This is a genomic window from Microbacterium sp. Leaf159, from assembly GCF_001423615.1.
Lineage (GTDB): Bacteria > Actinomycetota > Actinomycetes > Actinomycetales > Microbacteriaceae > Microbacterium.
Map to the genome: position 1 here is coordinate 1,292,146 of NZ_LMOU01000001.1, position 21,410 is coordinate 1,313,555.

General features: G+C 69.0%; 20 protein-coding genes. 14 read left to right on the forward strand and 6 right to left on the reverse strand.

Annotation, left to right across the window (positions count from 1 at the left end; translation table 11 throughout):
• Positions 1-27 precede the first annotated feature (27 nt).
• The 5 genes from ASF80_RS06215 to paaI are packed head-to-tail and all read left to right on the forward strand — an operon-like array spanning position 28 to position 5,339.
• Positions 28-1,215 carry a thiolase family protein gene (locus tag ASF80_RS06215; protein ID WP_056311855.1) on the forward strand — a complete coding sequence of 396 codons (1,188 nt, stop codon included), beginning with the start codon at positions 28-30 and terminating at the stop codon, positions 1,213-1,215.
• Positions 1,212-1,943, forward strand: a complete 732-nt coding sequence (locus tag ASF80_RS06220) for an enoyl-CoA hydratase/isomerase family protein (protein ID WP_056308939.1) — start codon at positions 1,212-1,214, stop codon at positions 1,941-1,943. The genes ASF80_RS06215 and ASF80_RS06220 overlap by 4 nt, the downstream gene beginning before the upstream one ends.
• The gene (locus ASF80_RS06225; protein ID WP_082488201.1) at positions 1,940-2,872 is read left to right on the forward strand and encodes a 3-hydroxyacyl-CoA dehydrogenase family protein; all 933 of its coding nucleotides are present in this window, start codon (positions 1,940-1,942) and stop codon (positions 2,870-2,872) included. The genes ASF80_RS06220 and ASF80_RS06225 overlap by 4 nt, the downstream gene beginning before the upstream one ends.
• Complete coding sequence (gene paaZ, locus ASF80_RS06230) at positions 2,869-4,950, forward strand: phenylacetic acid degradation bifunctional protein PaaZ (RefSeq protein ID WP_056308941.1); 2,082 nt, start codon at positions 2,869-2,871, stop codon at positions 4,948-4,950. Before ASF80_RS06225 ends, paaZ begins: the two co-directional genes overlap by 4 nt.
• A gap of 5 nt (positions 4,951-4,955) precedes the next feature.
• Entirely contained in the window at positions 4,956-5,339 is a 384-nt protein-coding gene (paaI, locus tag ASF80_RS06235; RefSeq protein WP_082488356.1) for a hydroxyphenylacetyl-CoA thioesterase PaaI, read from the forward strand.
• Positions 5,340-5,427: 88 nt separating this feature from the next.
• Here the strand turns inward: paaI and ASF80_RS06240 are convergent, their stop codons facing one another.
• On the reverse strand, positions 5,428-6,837 hold the full coding sequence (locus ASF80_RS06240; protein WP_056311860.1) for an aldehyde dehydrogenase family protein: 1,410 nt from the start codon (positions 6,835-6,837) through the stop codon (positions 5,428-5,430).
• A 184-nt stretch (positions 6,838-7,021) separates the two neighbouring features.
• Between ASF80_RS06240 and paaK the strand changes: the two genes are divergently transcribed.
• A complete protein-coding gene (gene paaK, locus ASF80_RS06245; RefSeq protein WP_056308945.1) occupies positions 7,022-8,335 on the forward strand; it encodes a phenylacetate--CoA ligase PaaK in 1,314 nt (437 codons plus the stop codon).
• A 30-nt stretch (positions 8,336-8,365) separates the two neighbouring features.
• Here the strand turns inward: paaK and ASF80_RS06250 are convergent, their stop codons facing one another.
• Entirely contained in the window at positions 8,366-10,489 is a 2,124-nt protein-coding gene (locus tag ASF80_RS06250; RefSeq protein ID WP_157520984.1) for a RecQ family ATP-dependent DNA helicase, read from the reverse strand.
• Between the two features lie 158 nt (positions 10,490-10,647).
• Between ASF80_RS06250 and ASF80_RS06255 the strand changes: the two genes are divergently transcribed.
• The 8 genes from ASF80_RS06255 to ASF80_RS06290 all read left to right on the forward strand — a co-directional run bounded on the left by ASF80_RS06255 (position 10,648) and on the right by ASF80_RS06290 (position 17,348).
• A complete protein-coding gene (locus ASF80_RS06255; RefSeq protein WP_056308949.1) occupies positions 10,648-11,067 on the forward strand; it encodes a hypothetical protein in 420 nt (139 codons plus the stop codon).
• Between the two features lie 87 nt (positions 11,068-11,154).
• Positions 11,155-12,132 carry a 1,2-phenylacetyl-CoA epoxidase subunit PaaA gene (gene paaA / locus ASF80_RS06260; protein WP_056308951.1) on the forward strand — a complete coding sequence of 326 codons (978 nt, stop codon included), beginning with the start codon at positions 11,155-11,157 and terminating at the stop codon, positions 12,130-12,132.
• The gene (gene paaB, locus ASF80_RS06265) at positions 12,132-12,437 is read left to right on the forward strand and encodes a 1,2-phenylacetyl-CoA epoxidase subunit PaaB (RefSeq protein ID WP_056308954.1); all 306 of its coding nucleotides are present in this window, start codon (positions 12,132-12,134) and stop codon (positions 12,435-12,437) included. The genes paaA and paaB overlap by 1 nt, the downstream gene beginning before the upstream one ends.
• On the forward strand, positions 12,434-13,288 hold the full coding sequence (gene paaC, locus ASF80_RS06270) for a 1,2-phenylacetyl-CoA epoxidase subunit PaaC (RefSeq protein ID WP_056308956.1): 855 nt from the start codon (positions 12,434-12,436) through the stop codon (positions 13,286-13,288). Before paaB ends, paaC begins: the two co-directional genes overlap by 4 nt.
• A complete protein-coding gene (gene paaD, locus ASF80_RS06275; RefSeq protein WP_235559899.1) occupies positions 13,285-13,788 on the forward strand; it encodes a 1,2-phenylacetyl-CoA epoxidase subunit PaaD in 504 nt (167 codons plus the stop codon). The genes paaC and paaD overlap by 4 nt, the downstream gene beginning before the upstream one ends.
• Positions 13,788-14,966 (forward strand): 1,2-phenylacetyl-CoA epoxidase subunit PaaE, encoded by a 1,179-nt coding sequence (gene paaE, locus ASF80_RS06280; protein ID WP_056308961.1) that lies wholly within the window; start codon positions 13,788-13,790, stop codon positions 14,964-14,966. The genes paaD and paaE overlap by 1 nt, the downstream gene beginning before the upstream one ends.
• Before the next feature lie 10 nt (positions 14,967-14,976).
• Positions 14,977-15,747: an enoyl-CoA hydratase/isomerase family protein gene (locus tag ASF80_RS06285; RefSeq protein ID WP_056308967.1), complete on the forward strand. Its 771-nt coding sequence runs from the start codon at positions 14,977-14,979 to the stop codon at positions 15,745-15,747.
• 77 nt (positions 15,748-15,824) lie between these two features.
• Positions 15,825-17,348 carry an ATP-dependent DNA ligase gene (locus tag ASF80_RS06290; protein ID WP_056308969.1) on the forward strand — a complete coding sequence of 508 codons (1,524 nt, stop codon included), beginning with the start codon at positions 15,825-15,827 and terminating at the stop codon, positions 17,346-17,348.
• Between the two features lie 2 nt (positions 17,349-17,350).
• On the opposite strand, the gene ASF80_RS06295 is transcribed toward ASF80_RS06290, so the two are convergent.
• From ASF80_RS06295 to ASF80_RS06310, 4 genes are read right to left on the reverse strand one after another with little or no spacing between them, the layout of a single operon-like run.
• Positions 17,351-17,860, reverse strand: coding sequence for a phosphoribosyltransferase (locus ASF80_RS06295; RefSeq protein WP_056311861.1), 510 nt, complete (start codon positions 17,858-17,860; stop codon positions 17,351-17,353).
• Between the two features lie 48 nt (positions 17,861-17,908).
• Entirely contained in the window at positions 17,909-18,754 is an 846-nt protein-coding gene (locus ASF80_RS06300; RefSeq protein ID WP_056308971.1) for a transglutaminase family protein, read from the reverse strand.
• Positions 18,751-19,677: an alpha-E domain-containing protein gene (locus ASF80_RS06305; protein ID WP_056308973.1), complete on the reverse strand. Its 927-nt coding sequence runs from the start codon at positions 19,675-19,677 to the stop codon at positions 18,751-18,753. Before ASF80_RS06305 ends, ASF80_RS06300 begins: the two co-directional genes overlap by 4 nt.
• Positions 19,671-21,350, reverse strand: a complete 1,680-nt coding sequence (locus ASF80_RS06310) for a circularly permuted type 2 ATP-grasp protein (RefSeq protein WP_056308976.1) — start codon at positions 21,348-21,350, stop codon at positions 19,671-19,673. Before ASF80_RS06310 ends, ASF80_RS06305 begins: the two co-directional genes overlap by 7 nt.
• Between the last annotated feature and the right edge of the window lie 60 nt (positions 21,351-21,410).

The window sequence follows — 21,410 nt, forward strand, 5'->3', positions numbered from 1 at the left end:
CCAGCGTTGGTGATCGAGAGGATGACGATGTCCGAGGCCTATCTCGTCGATGGCGTCCGCACCCCCGTCGGCCGCTACGGAGGAGCACTCGCGTCCGTCCGTCCCGACGATCTCGCAGCCCTCGTGGTGGGCGAGACCGCCCGCAGATCCGCGGTGCCCGTGGAGGAGATCGACGAGGTGATCCTCGGAGCCGCGAACCAGGCGGGTGAGGACAACCGCAACGTCGCACGCATGGCCGTGCTGCTCGCGGGCCTCCCCGACTCGATCCCCGGCTTGACCGTCAACCGCCTCTGCGCTTCGGGGATGTCGGCCATCGCCCTCGCCGCGAACGCCGTTCGCGCAGGAGACGCCGACCTCGTCGTCGCCGGCGGCGTCGAATCCATGACCAGAGCGCCCTGGGTGCAGGCCAAGCCCGAGAGATCCTGGGCCAAGCCCGGTGCGGCCTTCGACACATCGATCGGCTGGCGCTTCACCAACCCCCGGCTCAGCGAGCGCGACAAGGCGACCTTCTCGATGCCGGAGACGGCGGAGGAGGTCGCCCGCATCGACGCGATCAGTCGGGCGGATGCCGACGCCTTCGCCTTCCTGAGCCATCAGCGGGCCATCGCCGCGATCGATGCCGGGCGCTTCGCCCCTGAGATCGTCGGAGTCGAGACGGGCCGCGGAATCGTCGACACCGATGAGGGGCCGCGACGGGACACCACCCTCGACGCGCTCGCACAGCTGCGAGCTGTCGTCGCAGGCGGCGAGGTCGTCACCGCCGGCAACTCGAGCTCCCTGAACGACGGAGCCTCCGCGATCGTCGTGGCGAGCGCCGAGGCCGTCGAACGTCACGGGCTGCGTCCGCGCGCGAGGATCGTCGCTTCGGCGACGGCTGCGCTCGCCCCCGAGATCATGGGGCTGGGGCCGGTGCCTGCCACGCAGAAGGCGCTCGCGAAGGCGGGCCTGCAGGTCTCCGACCTCGGGGCCGTCGAGCTGAACGAGGCCTTCGCGTCGCAGTCCCTCGCCTGCATCCGCCGCCTGGGGCTCGACCCGGCGATCGTCAACGCCGACGGCGGCGCCATCGCGCTCGGCCACCCGCTCGGATCCAGCGGGTCTCGCCTGATCGTGACGCTGCTCGGTCGACTCGAGCGCGAGAACGCACGCTACGGACTGGCCACGATGTGCGTCGGCGTCGGGCAGGGCACCGCCATGATCGTGGAGCGTCTGACGTGACCCTGCACATCGACGAGCAGGACGACCGAATCGTCGCCACACTCGACCGACCCGACAAGCGCAATGCCATCGACCAGGCGACGGTCGATGCGCTGCACGAGCTGTGCGCGATGCTCGAAGAGGCTCCGCGCACGCTGATCCTCACGGGGTCGGGCAGGGTCTTCGCCGCCGGTGCGGACATCGCCCAGCTGCGCGATCGCACCGCGGACGACGCCAGGCGCGGCATCAACGCGACGGTGTTCATCCGCATCCAGGAGCTCCCGATGCCGGTGATCGCGGCGATCGACGGGTACGCGCTCGGAGGCGGAGCCGAGCTCGCCTACGCCGCAGACATCCGCATCGCGACGCCGTCGCTCCGCATCGGCAACCCCGAGACCGGGCTCGGCATCATCGCGGCGGCCGGTGCGACCTGGCGGCTTCCCGAGATCGTCGGCGACGCCCGCGCGAGCGAGCTGCTGCTCACCGGGCGAGCGCTCGATGCCGAGGAGGCGCTGCGCTGGGGGCTGGTCTCGTCTCTGCATCCGGCCGAGGAACTGCTCGCCGCCGCGCACGGGATCGTCGACCGGATCGCGGCGAACGACCCTCTGGCGACGCAGTACACGAAGCGCGCGCTGCGCACCCCGCGCGCGCAGCATCCGGCGATCGAGCTCGAGCTGCAGGCCGAGCTCTTCGAGTCGCCAGAGAAACGCCGACGCATGACCGCGTTCCTGGAGAGGAAGAGCCGATGAGCGACACCGATGCCCGGTCGTCGAGCGAGCCCCACCCCCGGTCGTTGAGCGAGCGAAGCGAGACGAAACGCACAGACCGCGCGCCTGCGATCGTCGGAGTGCTGGGCGGCGGGCGCATGGGAGCCGGCATCGCGCATGCGTTCCTGCTCGCAGGCTCGCACGTCTGCGTGGTCGAGCGCGATGCGGCGAGCGCTGACACGGCGCACGCCCGCATCGGCGACAGCATCCGCAGATCTGTCGAACGTGATCCCTCGCTGGACGAGACGGAGCTCGCCGGCCGCCTCACGACCGGCAAGGATCTCGCAGCCTTCGCCGCGGTCGACCTCGCGATCGAGGCGGTGCCCGAGGACCGTGCGCTGAAAGACGACGCACTCGCCCGTGTCGAGGCGGCGTTGCCCGAGCACGCGACACTGGCGAGCAACACCTCGTCGATCTCGATCGATGACCTGGCTGCCGGCCGCCTGCGCCCCGAGCGGTTCCTCGGTCTGCACTTCTTCAACCCCGTGCCCGCATCGGCGCTCGTCGAGATCGTGCGCGGCGCTGCGACCGACGCGGCGACCGTCGAGAGCGCGACCGGATGGGTGGCCGCGCTCGGCAAGACGCCGATCGTCGTCAGCGACTCCCCCGGGTTCGCATCGTCTCGACTCGGCGTGATGCTCGGCCTGGAAGCGATCAGGATGCTCGAGGAGGGGGTCGCGTCGGCTGCTGACATCGATGCGGCCATGACACTCGGATACCGGCATCCGACGGGCCCGCTGCGCACGACGGACGTGGTCGGTCTGGACGTGCGCCTGGGCATCGCCGAGGAGTTGGAGCGCACGCTCGGCGCGCGGTTCGCTCCGCCGGATCTGCTGCGACGGATGGTCGCCGAAGGAAAGCTCGGCCGCAAGAGCGGCGAAGGGTTCTACGCATGGAACGAGGAGAGATGACCGAGTATCTGCCGAGTTACGTCCGGGGCGAGTGGTGGACGCCGTCGTCCCCCGAACGCTCCACCGAAGTCCGTGACGCGTCGACCGGAGACGTCGTCACGCTCGTCTCCACCGAGGGCCTGGATCTCGCGGGGGCGCTGGAGCACGCTCGCTCCGTGGGGCAGAAGAGCCTCGGGGCGCTCACGTTCCACCAGCGCGCCGTACTGCTCAAGCAGTTCGCCCTCGCACTCACCGAGCGCAAGGACGAGCTGTACGCGCTGTCCTCCCGCACCGGCGCCACGAAGAACGACTCGTGGGTCGATATCGACGGCGGCATCGGGGTGCTCTTCTCGTACTCCGGCAAGGGGCGACGCGAGCTGCCGAACAGCCGTGTGCACGTCGACGGCCCGGTCGAGCCGCTCTCGAAGGACGGGTCGTTCCTCGGACGCCACGTCTACACGACGCTGCCAGGCGTCGCCGTGCAGATCAACGCCTTCAACTTCCCGGTGTGGGGATCGCTCGAGAAGTTCGCTCCGGCGTTCCTCGCCGGCATGCCGACCGTCGTGAAGCCCGCCACCCCCACGGGATACCTGGCCGAGGCGATGGTGCGCATCCTCGTCGAGTCCGGTCTGCTGCCCGACGGATCGCTCCAGCTCATCAGCGGCAGCGTTCCCGACCTCTTCGAGAACCTGAGGCTGGGTGACATCGTCGGCTTCACCGGCAGCGCATCGACGGCGGAGAGCCTCAAGGCCCACCCCGCGGTGCAGACGGGCGGCGTGCGGTTCACCGCCGAGACCGACTCGATCAACGCCTCGGTGCTCGGCACCGACGCGGTCGAGGGCACGCCCGAGTTCGACGCCTATGTGCGCCAGCTCGTCACCGAGATGACGAGCAAAGCCGGTCAGAAGTGCACGGCGATCCGCCGCGCGATCGTGCCCACGGGGTCGGCGGATGCCGTGGTCGCCGCCGTGCAGGCGCGCATCGCCGACAAGACCGTGCTGGGCGATCCCCGCGCGGAGGGCGTCACCATGGGCCCTCTCGCGTCGACCGCACAGCGCGACGAGGTGCTGCGACAGGTGGGCAGGCTGCAGACGGCGGGAGGACGGATCGTCGTCGGGACGACGGATGCTCCCGAGGTGCGGCTCACCGACGGCAGCACGAGTGTCAGCCCCGAGGGCGCGTTCGTCTCGCCGCTGCTGCTGCGCTTCGACGACTCGCAGTCCGATGCAGCGCACTCGATCGAGGCCTTCGGCCCTGTGTCGTCGCTGCTCACCTACGACACCACCGCCGATGCCGCAGCGCTCGTGGCGCGGGGCGGCGGCTCGCTCGTCACCAGCATCGCGACGCACGACCCTGTGCAGGCTGTGGATCTCGCGGCGCGCATCGCCCCGTTCAACGGCCGGATGCTGCTGCTCGACCGCGATGACGCACGGTCGTCGACCGGTCACGGCTCGCCGCTGCCGAACCTCGTGCACGGCGGCCCCGGCCGGGCCGGCGGCGGCGAGGAGCTCGGCGGCATCCGTGCGGTGCTCCACCACATGCAGCGCACCGCGGTGCAGGGTTCGCCCGAGATGCTCACAGCGCTGACAGGCGTGTGGCATGCGGGGGCCGCCGCGCACAGCGACGGACGGCACCCGTTCCGCAAGTCGCTCGCAGAGCTCCGCATCGGCGACCAGATCGTCTCGGCATCGCGTGAGGTGGCGCTCGCCGACATCGAGACGTTCGCGCACTTCACGGGTGACACCTTCTATGCGCACATGGACGAGACGGCCGCTGCGGCGAACCCGTTCTTCCCCGGACGCGTGGCGCACGGCTACCTGCTCGTCTCGTGGGCGGCCGGTCTCTTCGTCGACCCGGAGCCCGGACCCGTGCTCGCGAACTACGGGCTCGAGAACCTGCGTTTCATCACGCCCGTCTCTCCCGGCGACACGATCCGGGTCGAGCTCACCGCCAAGCAGATCACCCCGCGCGAGACCGACGAGTACGGCGAGGTGCGCTGGGATGCCGTGATCCGCAACCAGAGCGACGAGCTCGTCGCGACCTACGACGTGCTCACGCTGGTGAACAAGGAGCCGACGCCCGAGGTCGTGGCCGCATGAGGTCGATGATGCAGCGCGATGCCGCCTCGGCGATGCTCGGCATGGTCATCGAACTCGATGCGCCGGGAGAGGCCGTGGTCTCGATGACGGTGCGCGACGACATGCTGAACGGCTTCGCGATCACGCACGGCGGGCTGGTCTTCACGCTCGCAGACACCGCTTTCGCGATCGCCTGCAATGAAGACGAGCGGGTCACCGTCGCCGGTGGCGCCGACATCACGTTCCTGAAGTCGACCACCTCGGGCGACCGCCTGACGGCACGAGCCGTTCGCCGGGTCGTCAGCGGCCGCAACGGGCTCTACGACGTGACCGTCACCGACGGCTCCGGCGACGTCGTCGCCGAGGTCCGTGGCCGCTCGCTCACGACGAACCGTTCGCAGGCGGGGTGAGATCGTGCCGGACGCCCTGCATGGTGAGGGCCGGAATCGGTGTCGTCACGATTCCGGCCCCGGTCCTGTGCCGCGCTGCGGTCGGTCCTCAGCGCTGGATGACCTTGGGGGCCGCGACCGCCTTGAGCCCTGCCACGCCGAACTCCTGCCCGTAGCCGCTGGCCTTGATGCCGCCGAACGGCACGTGCGGGTTGATCGCCCCGTGCTGATTGATCCACACGGTGCCGGCCTGCACGCGGCGGGCGACCTCGCTCGCGGCATCCGGATCGTTCGACCAGACCGACGCTCCGAGCCCCTGGGTCGAGTCGTTCGCCCGACGGACGGCGTCGTCGACGTCGGCGTAGCGGATGACCGGGATCACGGGACCGAACTGCTCCTCGTCGACGAGCGCGGCACCGTCGTCGATGTCGGCGACGACCGTGGTGCGGTAGAACAGCGGCCCGTGCTCTGGGGCGGGCTCACCTCCGGTGACGATCCGCGCACCCCGTTCCCTCGCGTCATCGACGAGTCGGGACACGATGTCGAACTGCTTCTCGTTCTGCAGCGGCCCGAGGACGTTCGCCTCATCGAGGCCGTTGCCGAGCGGCATCGCGTCGGCGAGCTTCGCGAGCGTCTCGACCACCTGCTCGTACTGCGACTCGTGCACGTACAACCGCTTGAGAGCCGCGCACGTCTGACCCGTGTTGATGAAGATGCCCCAGAACAGGTTCTCGGCGATCGCGTCGATGTCGGTGCCGGGCAGGATGATGCCGGCGTCGTTGCCGCCGAGCTCGAGGGTCAGGCGGGCGAGGCTGTGGGCGGACGCTTCGACGATCCTGCGGCCCGTGGCCGTCGACCCCGTGAACATGATCTTGTCGAGGTCGGGGTGCGCAGCGATCGCCGCTCCCACCTCGCGATCCCCCGAGATCACCGTCAGCACGTCTTCCGGAAGGTGCCGGTTGAAGATCTCCACGAGCGCGAGCACCGACAGCGGCGTGAACTCGCTCGGCTTGACGACCACCGTGTTGCCCATGCGCAGCGACGGTGCGATCTGCCAGACCGTGATCATCATCGGCCAGTTCCACGGGCCGATCGCCCCGACCACTCCAAGCGGGTCGTAGTGGACCTCTGCGCGGGATTCGCCTGCTTCGAAGACGACCTCCGGTTCGAGCGGGGTGTCTGTGGCCGTGCGGGTCCAGGCCGAACACGCCCCGACTTCGAAGCGCGCGTTCGGACCGTTCAACGGCTTGCCCTGCTCTCGCGAGAGCAGCACGGCCAGCTCCTCGGCGTTCGCGTCGAGGTCGTCGGCGATCGCGTTGAGGATGCGGCTGCGTTCGGCGTGACCGAGAGCGGCCCACGCGGGCTGCGCGGCGCGGGCGTTCACGATGGCGCGGTTCAGGTCATCGACCGAGTGCACGGGCGCATGGCCGATCACCTCGCGCGTCGCGGCGTCCGGGATGGGGCGCCCGACGCCCTCCGGCGCGGTGATGGACTCCAGGATCGTCGTCGTCGTGGTCACAGCATCCTCCTTGATCGCGGACTGCTCCGTCCGGTATTCGGAGCCTACGAGCGCGGACGCCGGCCGGTACAGGCCCGACGACCCTTCGTGCACACGCGGCACAGGGTCGTACGCCTCGGGCAGATCGAGCCCTCGACATCCGCGATCTGATGGAATACGCCCCCCTGCGACGAAGGAGTCGACGATGACCGAAACACGCACCGAGACCGAAAGCCGTGCTGAGATCGGAACCGAGCCGGAGCTGCACGCACCCGATGCGCTCGCACGCCTGCAGCTGGAGCGTCTGCAGTGGACGCTGCACCACGCATACGAGAATGTGCCGGTCTATCGCCGTAAGTTCGATGAGCACGGCGTGCACCCCGACGACATCCGCACGCTCGACGACGTGCAGAAGCTGCCCTTCACCACCAAGGCCGATCTGCGCGAGAGCTACCCGTTCGGGATGTTCGCCGTTCCCATGCCCGACGTCCGGCGCATCCATGCCTCCTCCGGGACGACGGGGCGTCCGACCGTCGTCGGCTACACCGAGGGCGACCTCGACCGATGGAGCGATCTGATCGCGAGGTCGCTGCACGCCGCCGGCATCCGCGCGGGGATGAAGGTCCACAACGCCTACGGCTACGGACTCTTCACCGGCGGCCTCGGCGCGCACGCGGGCATCGAGCGGCTCGGCGCCACGGTGATTCCCGTGTCGGGAGGACAGACCGCGCGGCAGGTGCAGCTGATCACCGATTTCGAGCCGGACGCGATCCTCTGCACCCCCAGCTACCTGCTCACGATCGCTGACGCGATGGAGGCAGCAGGGATCGACCCGACGACCACGTCGCTGCGGGTGGCGGTGCTCGGCGCAGAGCCCTGGACGAACGAGATGCGGCGGGAGATCGAGCGACGACTGAACATCGACGCGGTCGACATCTACGGGCTCAGCGAGGTCATGGGCCCCGGGGTCGCGAGCGAGAGCGTGCTCACGAAAGACGGGCCGCACATCTGGGAGGACCACTTCCTGCCCGAGATCATCGACGGCGACACAGGCGATCGCCTGCCGGACGGAGCGCTGGGCGAACTGGTGTTCACGTCTCTCACCAAGGAGGCGTTCCCTGTCATCCGATACCGCACACGCGACCTGACGCGACTTCTTCCCGGCACGACCTACCCCGCTCTGCGGCGCATGGAGAAGATCACCGGACGCAACGACGACATGATCATCCTGCGCGGCGTGAACCTCTTCCCCACGCAGATCGAGGAGCTCGTGATGGGGATCGAGACGCTGACGCCGCACTTCGTGCTCGAGCTGCACCACGTCGCGCACCTCGACACCATGACAGTGCGCATCGAGCGGCACCCGTCGTTGAGCGCCGAGGAGTGCGACGCCGCGGCGGCGGTGCTCCACCACCGCATCAAGATGCACATCGGCACCAGCGTCGACGTCAAGGTCGAGGAGCCCGGCACGCTGCCTCGCAGCGAGGGCAAGTACAAGCGCGTGTACGACCTGCGCTGAGGTGCTCCGGTCGGAGCTGCGTCGCCGGCGTCAGCCGCGGAGCGCGAGCACGAACGGAAGCACCTCCGTGGCGCCGGACTGACGCAGTGTGCGCGCGGCGACCGTCAGAGTCCACCGGCTGTCGGCCATGTCATCGACGAGGAGCACCGGACCCTCGGGGATGTCGAGGCCCTGCGCGCTGAACCTGTCCCACAGACCGGCGAGACGGAAGACGCTGTTGCCACCGGGCTGCCCCGTGGGTCCCCCGTTCACCAGGTCGAGCGCACCGAGGTACGGAAGCCGCCCGATCTCCGAGATCCCGCGGGCGAGCGAATCGACGAGCAGCGGATGCGAACGCGACGGCATGGCCACCACCGCGACCGGGCGTTCTGCCCATCCCCAGCCGGCGAGGACCCGCACACAGCCGCCGAGCACCTGCGGAGTCACTGCGGCGTCGGGTGCTCCTGCCGCGAAGAGCTCCCGCAGGGTGCCGCCCCAGCCGAGATCGGTCAACCGGGCGAGGGCGCGCCCCTCGCCTGCCTGCTCCCCCGCGGGGATGCGGCCCTTGACCGGGACGTCGAGCTTGTCTGCCCCCGTCGGCCAGGCGCGTCGCGGTTCGACCGGTACCCCGACCCGATCGAGCGACTCCGCAGCCTGGGTTGTCGCAGCCTCGCCGATCTCGCTCGGGAACCAGATGCCCGCGCAGTTGTCGCACCTGCCGCACGGTGCGGCGGTGTCATCGTCGAGAGAGCGCTGCAGGAACTCCATCCGGCAGCCATCGGTCTGCTCGTAGTCGATCATGTGCTGCTGCTCGGCCCGGCGCTCACCCGCGATGCGTTCGTAGCGTTCGGCGTCGTACGTCCACGGCTGACCGGTCGCGACCCACCCGCCCTGCACCCGGCGCACCGCACCGTCGACGTCGAGCACCTTGAGCAGAAGTTCGAGGGGTGTGCGCCGGATGTCGACCATGGCCTCGAGCGCGGGAGTCGAGATCGGCTGGTCACCGAGCGCTCCGATCACGCGCTCGGCGCGCTCACGGTCGGGCATCGACGCCGTCGCGAAGTAGTGCCAGATGTCGCGGTCTTCGACCCCCGGCAGCAGCAGGACGTCGGCGCTCTCACTCGCACGACCGGCACGACCGACCTGTTGGTAGTACGCGACAGGCGAAGACGGCGCCCCCAGGTGCAGCAGGAACCCGAGGTCGGGTTTGTCGAACCCCATGCCGAGTGCGCTCGTGGCGACGAGCGCCTTGACCTCGTTGCGCTTCAGCATCCCCTCGGACTCGGTGCGCTCGTCGGTGTCGGTCTGCCCCGTGTACGCACGCACCTCGTGGCCGTGATCGCGCAGCAGCCGCGCGGTGTCGACCGCCGCCGCGACGGTGAGCGTGTAGATGATGCCGGAGCCGGGGAGGTCGTCGATGTGGCTCAGCAACCACGCCAGCCGGCTCGCCGAATCGCGCAGGCGCAGGACCCCCAACCGCAGCGAGGTGCGGGCGAGCGGGCCTCGGATCGTCAGCACCTCTGGTCGGTCGCCTGCGGATTCCACACCGCCGGTGCCGAGCTGCTCGGCGACGTCTGCGACGACTCTGCTGTTCGCCGTCGCCGTGGTGGCGAGCACCGGAACCTGAGGCGGCATCTGCTCGATCAGATCGCGCAGCCGCCGATAGTCGGGGCGGAAGTCGTGCCCCCAGTCGCTGATGCAGTGCGCCTCGTCGACTACCAGCATTCCGATGCGCCGCACGAGTGCCGGCAGCTGCTGCTCGCGGAACGCAGGGTTGTTCAGTCGCTCGGGAGACACGAGCAGCACGTCGACCTCGTCACGGTCCAGCTGCTCCATCACCTCCGACCACTCGTGCGCGTTGGTCGAGTTGATCGCGACGGCGCGCACGCCCGCCCGCTCGGCGGCGGCGATCTGGTCTCGCATCAGCGCCAGCAGCGGCGAGACGAGCACGGTGGGGCCGGCGCCCTGTCGCCTCAGCAGCAGGGTCGCGACGAAGTACACGGCCGACTTTCCCCAGCCCGTGCGCTGCACCACGAGCGCACGGCGTCGCCCCTCGACGAGGGCCTCGATCGCCTCGTACTGGCCGTCGTGGAAGTCGGCATCGGGACGACCGACCAGCTCGCGGAGCGCCGAGAGGGCAGCGGTGCGGGTGTCGACAGCGGCGGGGGAAGTCATGTCTCCACTGTGCCTCATGCCACCGACGTCAGGGCCTCATGCCACCGACGTCAGGGCCTCATGCCACCGACGTCAGGCCCTCATGCCACCGACGCCAGGGGGCCGTTCCCCACACGCAGAACGCCCCTGCACCCGATCGCGTCGTCTAGCGTGGAACGATGATCACCCGCGAACTGGCCGTATCCCTGCGCGACGCCGGTCTCGTGTGGCATCCGGCCGAGGGCGATCGGTTCCAGCTCGATCTGCCGGACGAGGTCGAACTCGAAGCCGAGGCCGACGTCTTCACGGTCAGCGAGATGACGATCGAAGCTCGTCAGACGCCCAGCGGCACGGATCTGGCGTTCAACGGCACGACCGAGTGGGCGCTTGATGCCGTCACCCTCGCCGATGCGGTCTGGCTTCCGCGCGAGGACCAGCTGCGCGAGCTGCTGCGGGGCACCTTCCGCGCGCTGACCCGTGTCGCCGACGCCTTTGTCGTCGAGGTGGAGATCGCCGGCGAGGCGCTGAGATTCGAGCATCCCGATCCTTCTGAGGCCTACGGCAGAGCTCTTCTCGACCTCGTGTCGCGCTCTCGTTGAGCCCTTCGCCTTGCGAACCGACGACCTCCGTGTCAGAATTACCTAACGACCGGTCAGTAAAGCCGATCGGACACCGAGGAGTCGATGATGACCAGCCCCGCAGATCTCTCCCTCGTCGAAGACGAGCTCTCCGCTGACGAGCGCCTGTTCGACGAGCTCATCGCGAACGAGCAGCGCATCGAGCCTCGCGACTGGATGCCCGAGGCCTACCGCAAGACCCTGATCCGTCAGATCTCGCAGCATGCGCACTCGGAGATCATCGGCATGCAGCCGGAGGGCAACTGGATCACCCGAGCCCCGAGCCTCAAGCGCAAGGCGATCCTGATGGCGAAGGTGCAGGACGAGGCCGGTCACGGGCTCTATCTCTACTCCGCAGCGCAGACCCTCGGGATCACGCGCGACGAGATGATGGACCAGCTCATCAGCGGCAAGGCCAAGTACTCGTCGATCTTCAATTACCCGACCCCCACCTGGGCCGACATGGGCGCGATCGGATGGCTCGTCGACGGCGCTGCGATCGTCAACCAGGTTCCGCTGTGCCGCGCGTCATACGGGCCCTACGGCCGCGCGATGGTGCGCGTGTGCAAAGAGGAGTCGTTCCACCAGCGCCAGGGCTTCGAGATCCTGCTCTCCCTGATGCAGGGCACCGACGAACAGAGGCAGATGGCACAGGATGCGGTGAACCGCTGGTACTGGCCGAGCCTGGCGATGTTCGGACCGCCGGATGACCAGTCCCCCAACTCGGCTCAGTCGATGAAGTGGAAGATCAAGCGCTTCACCAATGACGAGCTGCGCCAGCGCTTCGTCGGGATGCTCGTGCCGCAGGCCGAGATCCTCGGCGTCACCCTGCCCGACCCCGATCTGCGCTTCGATGACGAGACAGGGCAGTACGTCATCGGCGAGATCGACTGGGACGAGTTCTTCGAGGTGCTGCGCGGCAACGGTCCGTGCAACGCCGAACGACTCGAGCGCCGCCGCACGGCGCACGAGGAGGGCGCGTGGGTGCGTGAGGCCGCGGCCGAGTACGCCCGCAAGCAGGCGCTGAAGACGAAGGCGGTGGCATGATGGCGACGCCGGGGGCCGACGAACGCGAACCGTGGCCCCTCTGGGAGGTCTTCGTCCGCGCGAACCGCGGGCTGAGCCACGTGCATGTCGGATCCCTGCATGCCCCGGATGCCGACATGGCGATCCGCAACGCCCGCGACCTCTACACGCGCCGCGGCGAGGGCGTGTCTATCTGGGCCGTTCCGGCGGATGCGATCACCACAAGCGACCCCGATGCCAAGGGCGCCTACTTCGAGAGCCCCGCGGGCAAGAACTACCGGCATGCCGTGTACTACACGGCCTCCGAAGGGGTGCCGCACCTGTGAACGACATCCACGCAGACATCCACGGCGACATCCACGCTGATATCCACGGTGACGTCTCGGTCGACGAGCTGCGACTGAGCGAGGAGCTCACCGGAACCGGCTCCGCCGCAGCATCCGCCGACATCGCCGAGTACGCGCTGTGGCTCGGCGACGACGCACTGATCCTCTCTCAGCAGCTCGGCGAGTGGATCGCGCGCGCGCCGGAGCTCGAAGAGGACGTCGCGCTCGGGAACATCGCCCTCGACCTGCTCGGCCATGCCCGCTCGTTCCTGCACTTCGCGGGGTCGTACGATGGGCGCTCCGAAGACGACCTCGCGTACTTCCGCGACGAGCCCGACTTCCGCAGCGCGTGGATCGTCGAGCAGCCCAACGGCGACTTCGCGCAGACGATCGCGCGTCAGTTCGTCGTGTCGACCTACATGTTCGAGCTCTACTCCGCCCTGCGGGAGAGCACCGACCCGACTTTCGCGGCGATCGCCGAGAAGTCGCTCAAAGAGGTCGATTACCACCGCGACCACGCAGTGCAGTGGGTGCTTCGCCTCGCCGGGGGCACCGACGAGTCGAGGCGGCGTATCGTCCGCGCGCTGGGCGATGTCTGGCCCTACGTCGACGAGCTCTTCCGCGATGAGCCCCTGATCGATCGGCTCGGCGATGCCGCTGCGCGGCCGTCGACGCTGCGCCCCGGTTTCGACGCGGTCGTGAACACCGTGCTCGCCGAGGAGGAGCTCGAGACACCTGCCGTCTCGGCATCCTCCGCAGGCGGCAGACGCGGCGCTCACGCGACACCGCTCGGCCATCTGCTCGCCGAGATGCAGGTGCTCGCCCGGCGCCATCCGGGAGCATCGTGGTGAACGGCACGCTGCACACCGATGCGCAGGCGACAGCCTGGCGGATCGCCGCGGCCGTCGCCGACCCCGAGGTGCCGGTGCTCACGATCGAGGATCTCGGTGTGCTCCGCGCCGTCGCGGTCGACGGCGACAGGGTCACGGTCGACATCACGCCGACCTACAGCGGATGCCCGGCGATGGACACGATCCGCGACGACGTCATCCTGGCCCTGACCGCCGCCGGCTATGAGAACGTCGAAGTGCGACTCGTGCTCTCGCCCGCGTGGACGACGGACTGGATGTCGGATGCCGGCAAGCAGAAGCTGTCGCAGTACGGCATCGCCCCGCCGTCCGGACGCTCGGCCATCTCATCCGGCCCGATCCGCCTGGCGATCAGCGTGCGCTGCCCCCGGTGCGGATCGCTGGACACCCGCGAGGTCTCTCGCTTCGGATCCACCTCGTGCAAGGCACTGTTCGAATGCCGTGCGTGCCTCGAGCCCTTCGACCACTTCAAGGTGCACTGATGTCACTGTTCGCCTCCCCCGGCATCGCTCCGGCGGCCGCCGCTCACCGAGCCGCGTCGACGACGAAGAAGCGCGCACGCTTCCATACGCTGGCCGTCGAAGAGGTGCGGCCGCTCACCGACGACTCGGTCGAGGTGACCTTCACCGTCCCCGCCGACCTGGCCGAAGACTACGACCACCAGCCCGGCCAGTACGTGGCGCTGCGCACGACGCTCGAGGGCACCGAGGTGCGCCGGTCGTACTCTCTGTGTCGGGCCCCCGAGCATCGCACGGATGAGCAGATCGCGGCCGGAATGCCGACCCGGCTGAGCGTCGCTGTGAAGCGCGACGAGGGCGGTCTGTTCTCCACGTGGGCGCAGACGGGCCTGCACCCGGGCTTCGAGATCGACGTGATGAGCCCGCAGGGCACGTTCACCTCGGGCCTGGACGACCTCGATCAGCGCCACGTCGTCGGCATCGCCGCGGGCTCGGGAATCACACCGCTCATGGCTCTCGCGCACACCGTACTGACCCGCTCCGAGACCTCGCGTTTCACGCTCCTGTACACGAACCGCTCGACACTCGACGTGATGTTCCTCGAGGACCTCGCCGATCTGAAGGACCGATACCCGACTCGCCTGACGCTGCACCATGTGCTCTCCCGCGAGCAGCGCACGGCGCCGGTGCTGTCCGGCCGGATCGACGAGGAGAAGCTGCGGACGATCCTGGGCATGCTGATCGACCCGACCGACGTCGACGAGTGGTTCCTGTGCGGCCCGCTCTCGCTCGTCGACCTGTGCCGAGAGGTGCTCGCCGATGTGGGGGTGCCGCGGGAGCACATCCGATTCGAGCTCTTCACGACCGGCGATGAGCCGGTGCGTGCAGCACGCCCGGTCCAGGTGCGAGCCGGAGAGAAGACGATCCGGATCGAGGTCAACCTCGACGGCGTCTCCTCGACCGCCGAGAGCCCCGTCGATGCGCATGAGTCCGTGTTGAACGCCGCACTGCGGGTGCGCCCCGACGCCCCGTTCGCCTGCGCGGGCGGCGTCTGCGGTACGTGCCGCGCACGAGTCCTCGAGGGCAGTGTGACCATGACCGAGAACTATGCCCTCGAGCCCGACGAGCTCGACCGCGGCTACGTGCTGACCTGCCAGTCCCACCCGACGAGCGACCGCGTCGTCGTCGACTACGACGTCTGAGGAGCATCCGATGATCGATCTCACCATCGAGGACGACGTCGCGACGGTCGTCCTGAACGCACCGTCGAAGCTGAACTCGCTCGACGAGCAGGCGCTTCGCGATCTCGGCCGCGCCTACGACGAGGCCGATGCCGCAGGCGTTCGTGCACTCGTGCTGCGCGGCGAGGGACGCGCGTTCTGCGCCGGCCGCGACATCTCGGCGGTGGACCCGCGCGACGATGACGTGATCGGCTATCTCGGCGGCCTCGTCACGCCGCTGTTGCAGAGGATGTCGCGCTTCCCCTCGCCGACCTTCGCGGTCGCGCACGGCGCATGCCTGGGCGTCGGACTCGGACTCCTGATCGCCACGGACGTCGTCTATGTCGCGGAGTCGGCGAAGATCGGCTCGCCGTTCGCCGCGCTCGGGGCCACACTCGATTCCGGAGGCCATGCGCTGTTCATCGAGCGGCTCGGAGCGCACAAGACGCTCGACCTCATCTATACGGGGCGATTGATGACCGGCGCAGAGGCTGTGACGTCGGGGCTGTTCTCACGCGTCCTGCCCGACGACGAGGTGCTGCAGACGACGACGGATGCCGCAGCCACCGCAGCGCGCGGAGCCACCGCCGCCTTCCTCGCGAGCAAGCAGCTGGTGGCCCGGATTCGCGACGAGCGCCTCGCTCTCTGGGACTCGATCGAGATCGAGAACGCCGCGCAGGCAGCCCTCTGCGACACCGATGACTATCGCGAGGGCTTCGCGGCGTTCCAGGAGAAGCGGAAACCGGAGTTCCGCGGGCGCTGAGCCGACGTTCATACTGCGGCTCGACGGGCGAAAGCAAGGCCGTCGTCGATGTCGGATGCCGATGCGAGACTGCATGCATGTTGCTCTCGGAGCTCGTCACCACCGCAGACACCGTCACCGCGACCTCATCGCGGCTCGCCAAGATCGATGCGCTGTCGCAGCTGCTCGCGCGCGCTGATGCGGAGGACGTCCCCGCCCTGGTCGGACTGCTTCTCGCGTCGCCTCGTCAGGGGCGCCTCGGCGTGGGCTGGCGAGGCATCTCAGCTCTCGACGTGCAACACGCCGATGCACCGTCGCTGTCGATCAGCGATGTCGACGACGCGTTCGAGACCCTGACCCATGCGTCGGGCTCAGGATCTGCGTCCGCACGGAGCGGCCTCCTCTCCGTCCTCGCCAGCCGCGCCACCACCGGCGAATGGGACTTCCTGTCGCGCGCGATGCTCGGGGAGTTGCGCACCGGTGCACTCGGCGGTGTCCTGCTCGACGCGATAGCACGCGCCTCCGATCGTCCGGTCGCCAGCGTGCGCCGTGCCGCGATGCTGTCCGGCGACCTGGGCGAGACCGCCGTGCTCGCCCTCCACGGAAGCGCCGATGCTCTCGAGGCCGTCGGCCTGCAGGTCGGTCGCCCGGTGCTGCCGATGCTCGCCTCGACCGCCGCCACTCCGACTGCTGCGCTCGAGGTCACGGGGCGCGCCTCGGTCGAGTACAAGCTCGACGGTGCGCGCATCCAGGTGCACCGCCACGGCGACGACGTGAGCGTCTACACCCGCAGCCTCGCCGACATCACGCACCGCGTGCCCGAGATCGTCGAGATCGTGCGAAGCCTCCCCGCTCGCGACCTGATCCTCGACGGCGAGACCCTGTCGCTCGATGAGGACGGCGGCCCCCGCCCTTTCCAGGAGACCATGTCGCGGTTCGGAGCCGACGTCTCGCGCGACCTGGTCCTGCGGCCCTGGTTCTTCGACGTGCTGCATGTCGACGGGCGCGATCTGCTCGACGAACCGCTCTCGACCCGACTGACCGAGCTGGAGAGGGTCGTGGGCGAGTGGCGCATGCCCGGCATCGTGACCGACGATCCCGCAGCCGCCGAGCAGCTGTCGCGTGACGCTCTGGCAGCCGGACACGAGGGAGTACTCGTCAAGGGCATCGACGCTCCCTATTCGGCCGGCCGCCGCGGCAAGTCCTGGGTGAAGGTCAAACCCGTGCTGACGTACGACCTCGTCGTGCTCGCCGCCGAGTGGGGTTCGGGTCGTCGCCGAGGGTGGCTGTCGAATATCCACCTCGGCGCCCTCGATCCCGACGGAGAGTTCGGCGAGCCGGGCGGATTCGTGATGGTCGGCAAGACCTTCAAGGGACTCACCGACGAACTGCTGCGCTGGCAGACCGAGAAATTTCCGCCACTCGAGACACGGCGCACCCAGAGCACGGTGTTCCTGCGCCCCGAGTTCGTGGTCGAGATCGCCGTCGACGGCGTGCAGCGATCGTCTCGCTACCCCGGTGGCATCGCCCTGCGTTTCGCCAGAGTCAAGGGCTATCGACCCGACAAGACGCCGTCCGGCGCCGACACGATCCAGACGCTGCGCGCGCTGCTGCGAGGCTGAGCTCAGGCGCTCGGCTCAAGCCCGAGGTCCTCTTCGCGGACGGTGCCCTGGAACGACCACGGGAAGTTGATCCAGAGATCCGTGTCCTTCCAGGCGTAGTCGGGCTGGATGATCGTGGAGGGTTTCGTGTAGATCGTGACCGAGCGCACATCGGCGCCCTTGTCCTTGAGCAGCTGCACGGCCAGCGCGAGGGTGCGCCCCGAGTCGGCGACGTCGTCGACGAGCAGCACGCGCCTCCCGTCGAGATACGCCATGTCGAGCTCGGGCGGCAGCACCTCGGGCGCATCGAGCACCGTCCCGATGCCGGTGTAGAACTCGACGTTGATCGCCCCGCAGTTCTTCGCACCGAGGCCATAGGCGATCGCGCCGGCCGGCAGCAGACCGCCTCGGGCGATCGCCACGACGACCTCGGGCATGAAGCCGCTGTCGAGGATGCTGCGCGCGAGATCTCGCGTCGCCGATCCGAAGCCGTCCCAGGTGAGCGTCTCGCGCTCGATCGAAGCATCCGTCATCGTCTCATTCTTCCCCACCGACGCCCTCCTCCAGGCCACGCCCGCCCCTCATCCGAGACGGGTGACCTCGACGGACACGAACAGCGCCGAGACGCTCGGGCCGGCGTACACACCACGCAGCGGCGGCACGTCGGTGTAGTCGCGTCCGTGCCCGACGTAGACGTGCGATTCGCCGACCTCCACGAGGTTGGTGGGGTCGTATCCCCGCCACTCGCCGGAGTACCACTCCACCCAGGCGTGCGACTCCCCCGTCACCGGCTGACCGATCGCAGCTGTCGGGTCGGGGTGCAGGTACCCCGAGACGTAGCGCGCCGGGATCCCCGCCGCGCGCAGCACGCCGAGCGCCACGTGGGCGATGTCCTGACAGACACCCGAGCGCGTCGGCCAGGCGTCGCGCGCCGTGGAGCTCACCCCGGTCACGCCGCTGCGATACTCCATCGCCTCCCCCACGGTCTTGCAGATCTCGAAGGCCGTCTCATCGACCCCGCCGCCCTCCGCTTCGATCCGCAGCGCGAGCTCGCGCATCTCCTCGTCCGGATCGGTCGCCGGCGTCTGCGTCACGCATTCCGCGAGCGCGAGCGACTGCGGGATCCGAGCCGCGAGCTCATCCCAGTCGATGCCGACACCCGCGTGGGGCAGCGGTCTGACGTCGACCACGCTGGTCGCCGTGACCGAGAGCTCCTGATGCGGGGTGAGCACCTCGAACGTCGAGACGCGCGTGTCCCAGTAGTCGGCATACGAGTGCTGCGTCGCCGTCGGCGAGATGTCGAGAGTCGCCTGCAGCACGAACTGCCCGTCACGCGAGTGCGGCAGCATCCGCGCCTCGTTGTAGGACGCCGTCGCCGGCTGCTCGTAGCGGAATCCCGTGCGGTGCACGATCCGAAGCCGGCTCACAGCGCCTCTCCGATCCACACCGGCATCGCGATCGACGGGAAGTACCGCTCTCTGATCGCATCACTCGCCATCGACATTCCCACCTGGACCTCCTCCATGCTCTCGGACAGACGATGCACGGTGTCGCCGATCGGTCGGTATTCCAACTCGGATCGCATGCGACCCAGCACCCTGTGGGCGCGATCCGGAGTTCCGAAGGCGCCGGCGGGATCGATCCCGCGCAGGCAGTCCTCGGCCTGGAGGATGCTCGAGAGCACCGACCGCGGGAACAGCCGATCGACGAGCAGGAACTCCACCGCGGAGGCGCCGGTCGGCACGGCCCGATGGCTGCGCAGGTGGGCCTCGTAGGCACCGCAGCTGCGCAGCAGTGTCGTCCAGCTGGGTCCGCCGGCCTCTGTGAGCGACCGCGTCGCCAGCAGACGAGCAGTCATGTCGGCGCGCTCGATCGAGCGGCCGAGGACGAAGAAGTGCCAGGCCTCGTCCCTGCTCGTCGATGAGTCGACGACCCCGAAGGCGAGCGCCGATCGATCGCGCACCCACCGAAAGAACGGGTGCGTCTTGTCGGAGGCGATCCGCCGCGGCATCCGCGCGTTCGACTCGTTGAGCGTCTCCCAGAGATCCGTCGAGATGATCTCGCGCGCACGGCGCGCGTTCTCCCTCGCGGAGGCGATCGAGTGGGCGATCGAGGCGGAGTGGTCCCGGTCCAGCGCGAGCAGCCGCACCACGTCGTCACGGCTCAGCACCGTGTCATCATCGGCGGTCGTGCCCATGACCGAGAGGAGTGCACGGCAGGCGGTGTCCTCCTCGACCCACGGATCCTCGAGCAGCAGCTGCAGGTGCACGTCGAGGATGCGTGCCGTGCCGTCCGCCCGCTCGACGTATCGTCCGATCCAGAACAGCGCCTCCGCGATACGACTCAGCACGACGCACCCCCCTGCTGCTGCTGTTGCTGCTGTTGCTGGTGGTGACGCAGCTCGAGGTCCTCGTCCTGCGGCGAGGAGAGGAACGGCTGATGCGACTCCTCCCGATGCGGTGACACGATCGAGATCGCCCCCGTGGCGAGAGAGACCTCATCGGCGGCGGGATCGGGCTCTCCCGTCACGGTCGTCGTCGGTCCGGTGAACAGAGACGGGTCCAGCACCCAGGTGTCCTTCGATCCTCCGCCCTGACTGGAGTTCACGACCAGCTGCCCCTCGGGCAGCGCCACCCTCGTGAGTCCGCCGGGGAGCACCCAGATGTCCTGTCCGTCGTTGACGGCGAACGGGCGCAGATCGACGTGCCGCGGGCGGAACCCGTCCTCGACGAGAGTGGGGATGGTCGACAGCTGCACGACGGGCTGCGCGATCCACCCTCGCGGATCCGCGAGCAGCGTCTTGCGGAGCTCGTCGAGCGTCTCGCGGGATGCGTCCGGTCCGACGACGAGCCCTTTGCCGCCCGAGCCGTCGACCGGCTTCACGACGAGTTCGTCGAGCCGATCGAGCACCTCCTCGAGAGCATCCGGTTCCTCGAGCCGCCAGGTGTCGACGTTCGGGAGCACCGGCTCCTCCCCCAGGTAGTAGCGGATCAGGTCGGGCACGTACGTGTAGACGAGCTTGTCGTCGGCGACCCCGTTGCCGATGGCGTTCGCGAGTGTGACATTGCCGAGCCGGGCGGCGAGCATCAGCCCCGGCGCCCCGAGCACGGAATCCGGTCGGAACTGCTGCGGGTCGAGGAACTCGTCATCGACTCGTCGGTAGATCACGTCGACGCGGGTGGGACCGGCCGTGGTGTGCATCCACACGCGACCGCCCGAGCAGAACAGGTCGCGTCCCTCGACCAGTTCGATGCCCATCATGCGGGCCAGCAGCGTGTGCTCGTAGTACGCCGAGTTGTGCACGCCGGGGGTCAGCACCACCACCGTCGGATCGTCGACGCCCGCGGGCGCTGCCGCGCGCAGAGCCTGCAGCAGGTGGCCGGGATAGTCGACGACCGGACGCACGCGCAGACTCGTGAACAGCTCGGGGAGCGTCTGCGCCATGACCCGCCGGTTGGCGAGCACGTAGCTGACGCCGCTGGGCACGCGCACGTTGTCCTCGAGCACCCGCCAGGCTCCCGCCTCATCGCGGATGACGTCGATGCCCGCCACGTGGATGCGCACGCCATTCGCGCCCACGATGCCCGCCGCCTGACGATGGAAGTGCGAGGACGAGCTGATCAGCGGCGCGGGGATCACCCCGTCCTGCACCGCCAGCTGTGGCCCGTAGGCGTCAGCCAGGAACGCCTCGAGCGCCCGGACGCGCTGCTTCACGCCGGATTCGACCAGCGTCCAGTCGTCGGCGGCGATCACCCGAGGAACCACGTCGAGAGGGAACGGACGCTCCTCGCCTGCGAAGTCGAACGTCACTCCCTGCGCGAGATACGAGCTCGCGAGCGCATCCGTGCGAGCCCGGAGCTCCGCGTCGTCCATGCGTGCGAGCGCCGGGTACATGTCCTTATAGGGAAGGCGGACGCCCTCGCCCCCTGGTGCCGCATCCGCGGGGAACATCTCATCCCACGGCGCGGCCCCCGCCCGCTTCGGTGATCGGCGCGAGGTGTATCCGTTGAACAGCGACTCCATGACCGCATGTTTCCCTGTCACCGTTTCGGCGGTGTTACGCGCGAAAGACGGAGCCGCGAC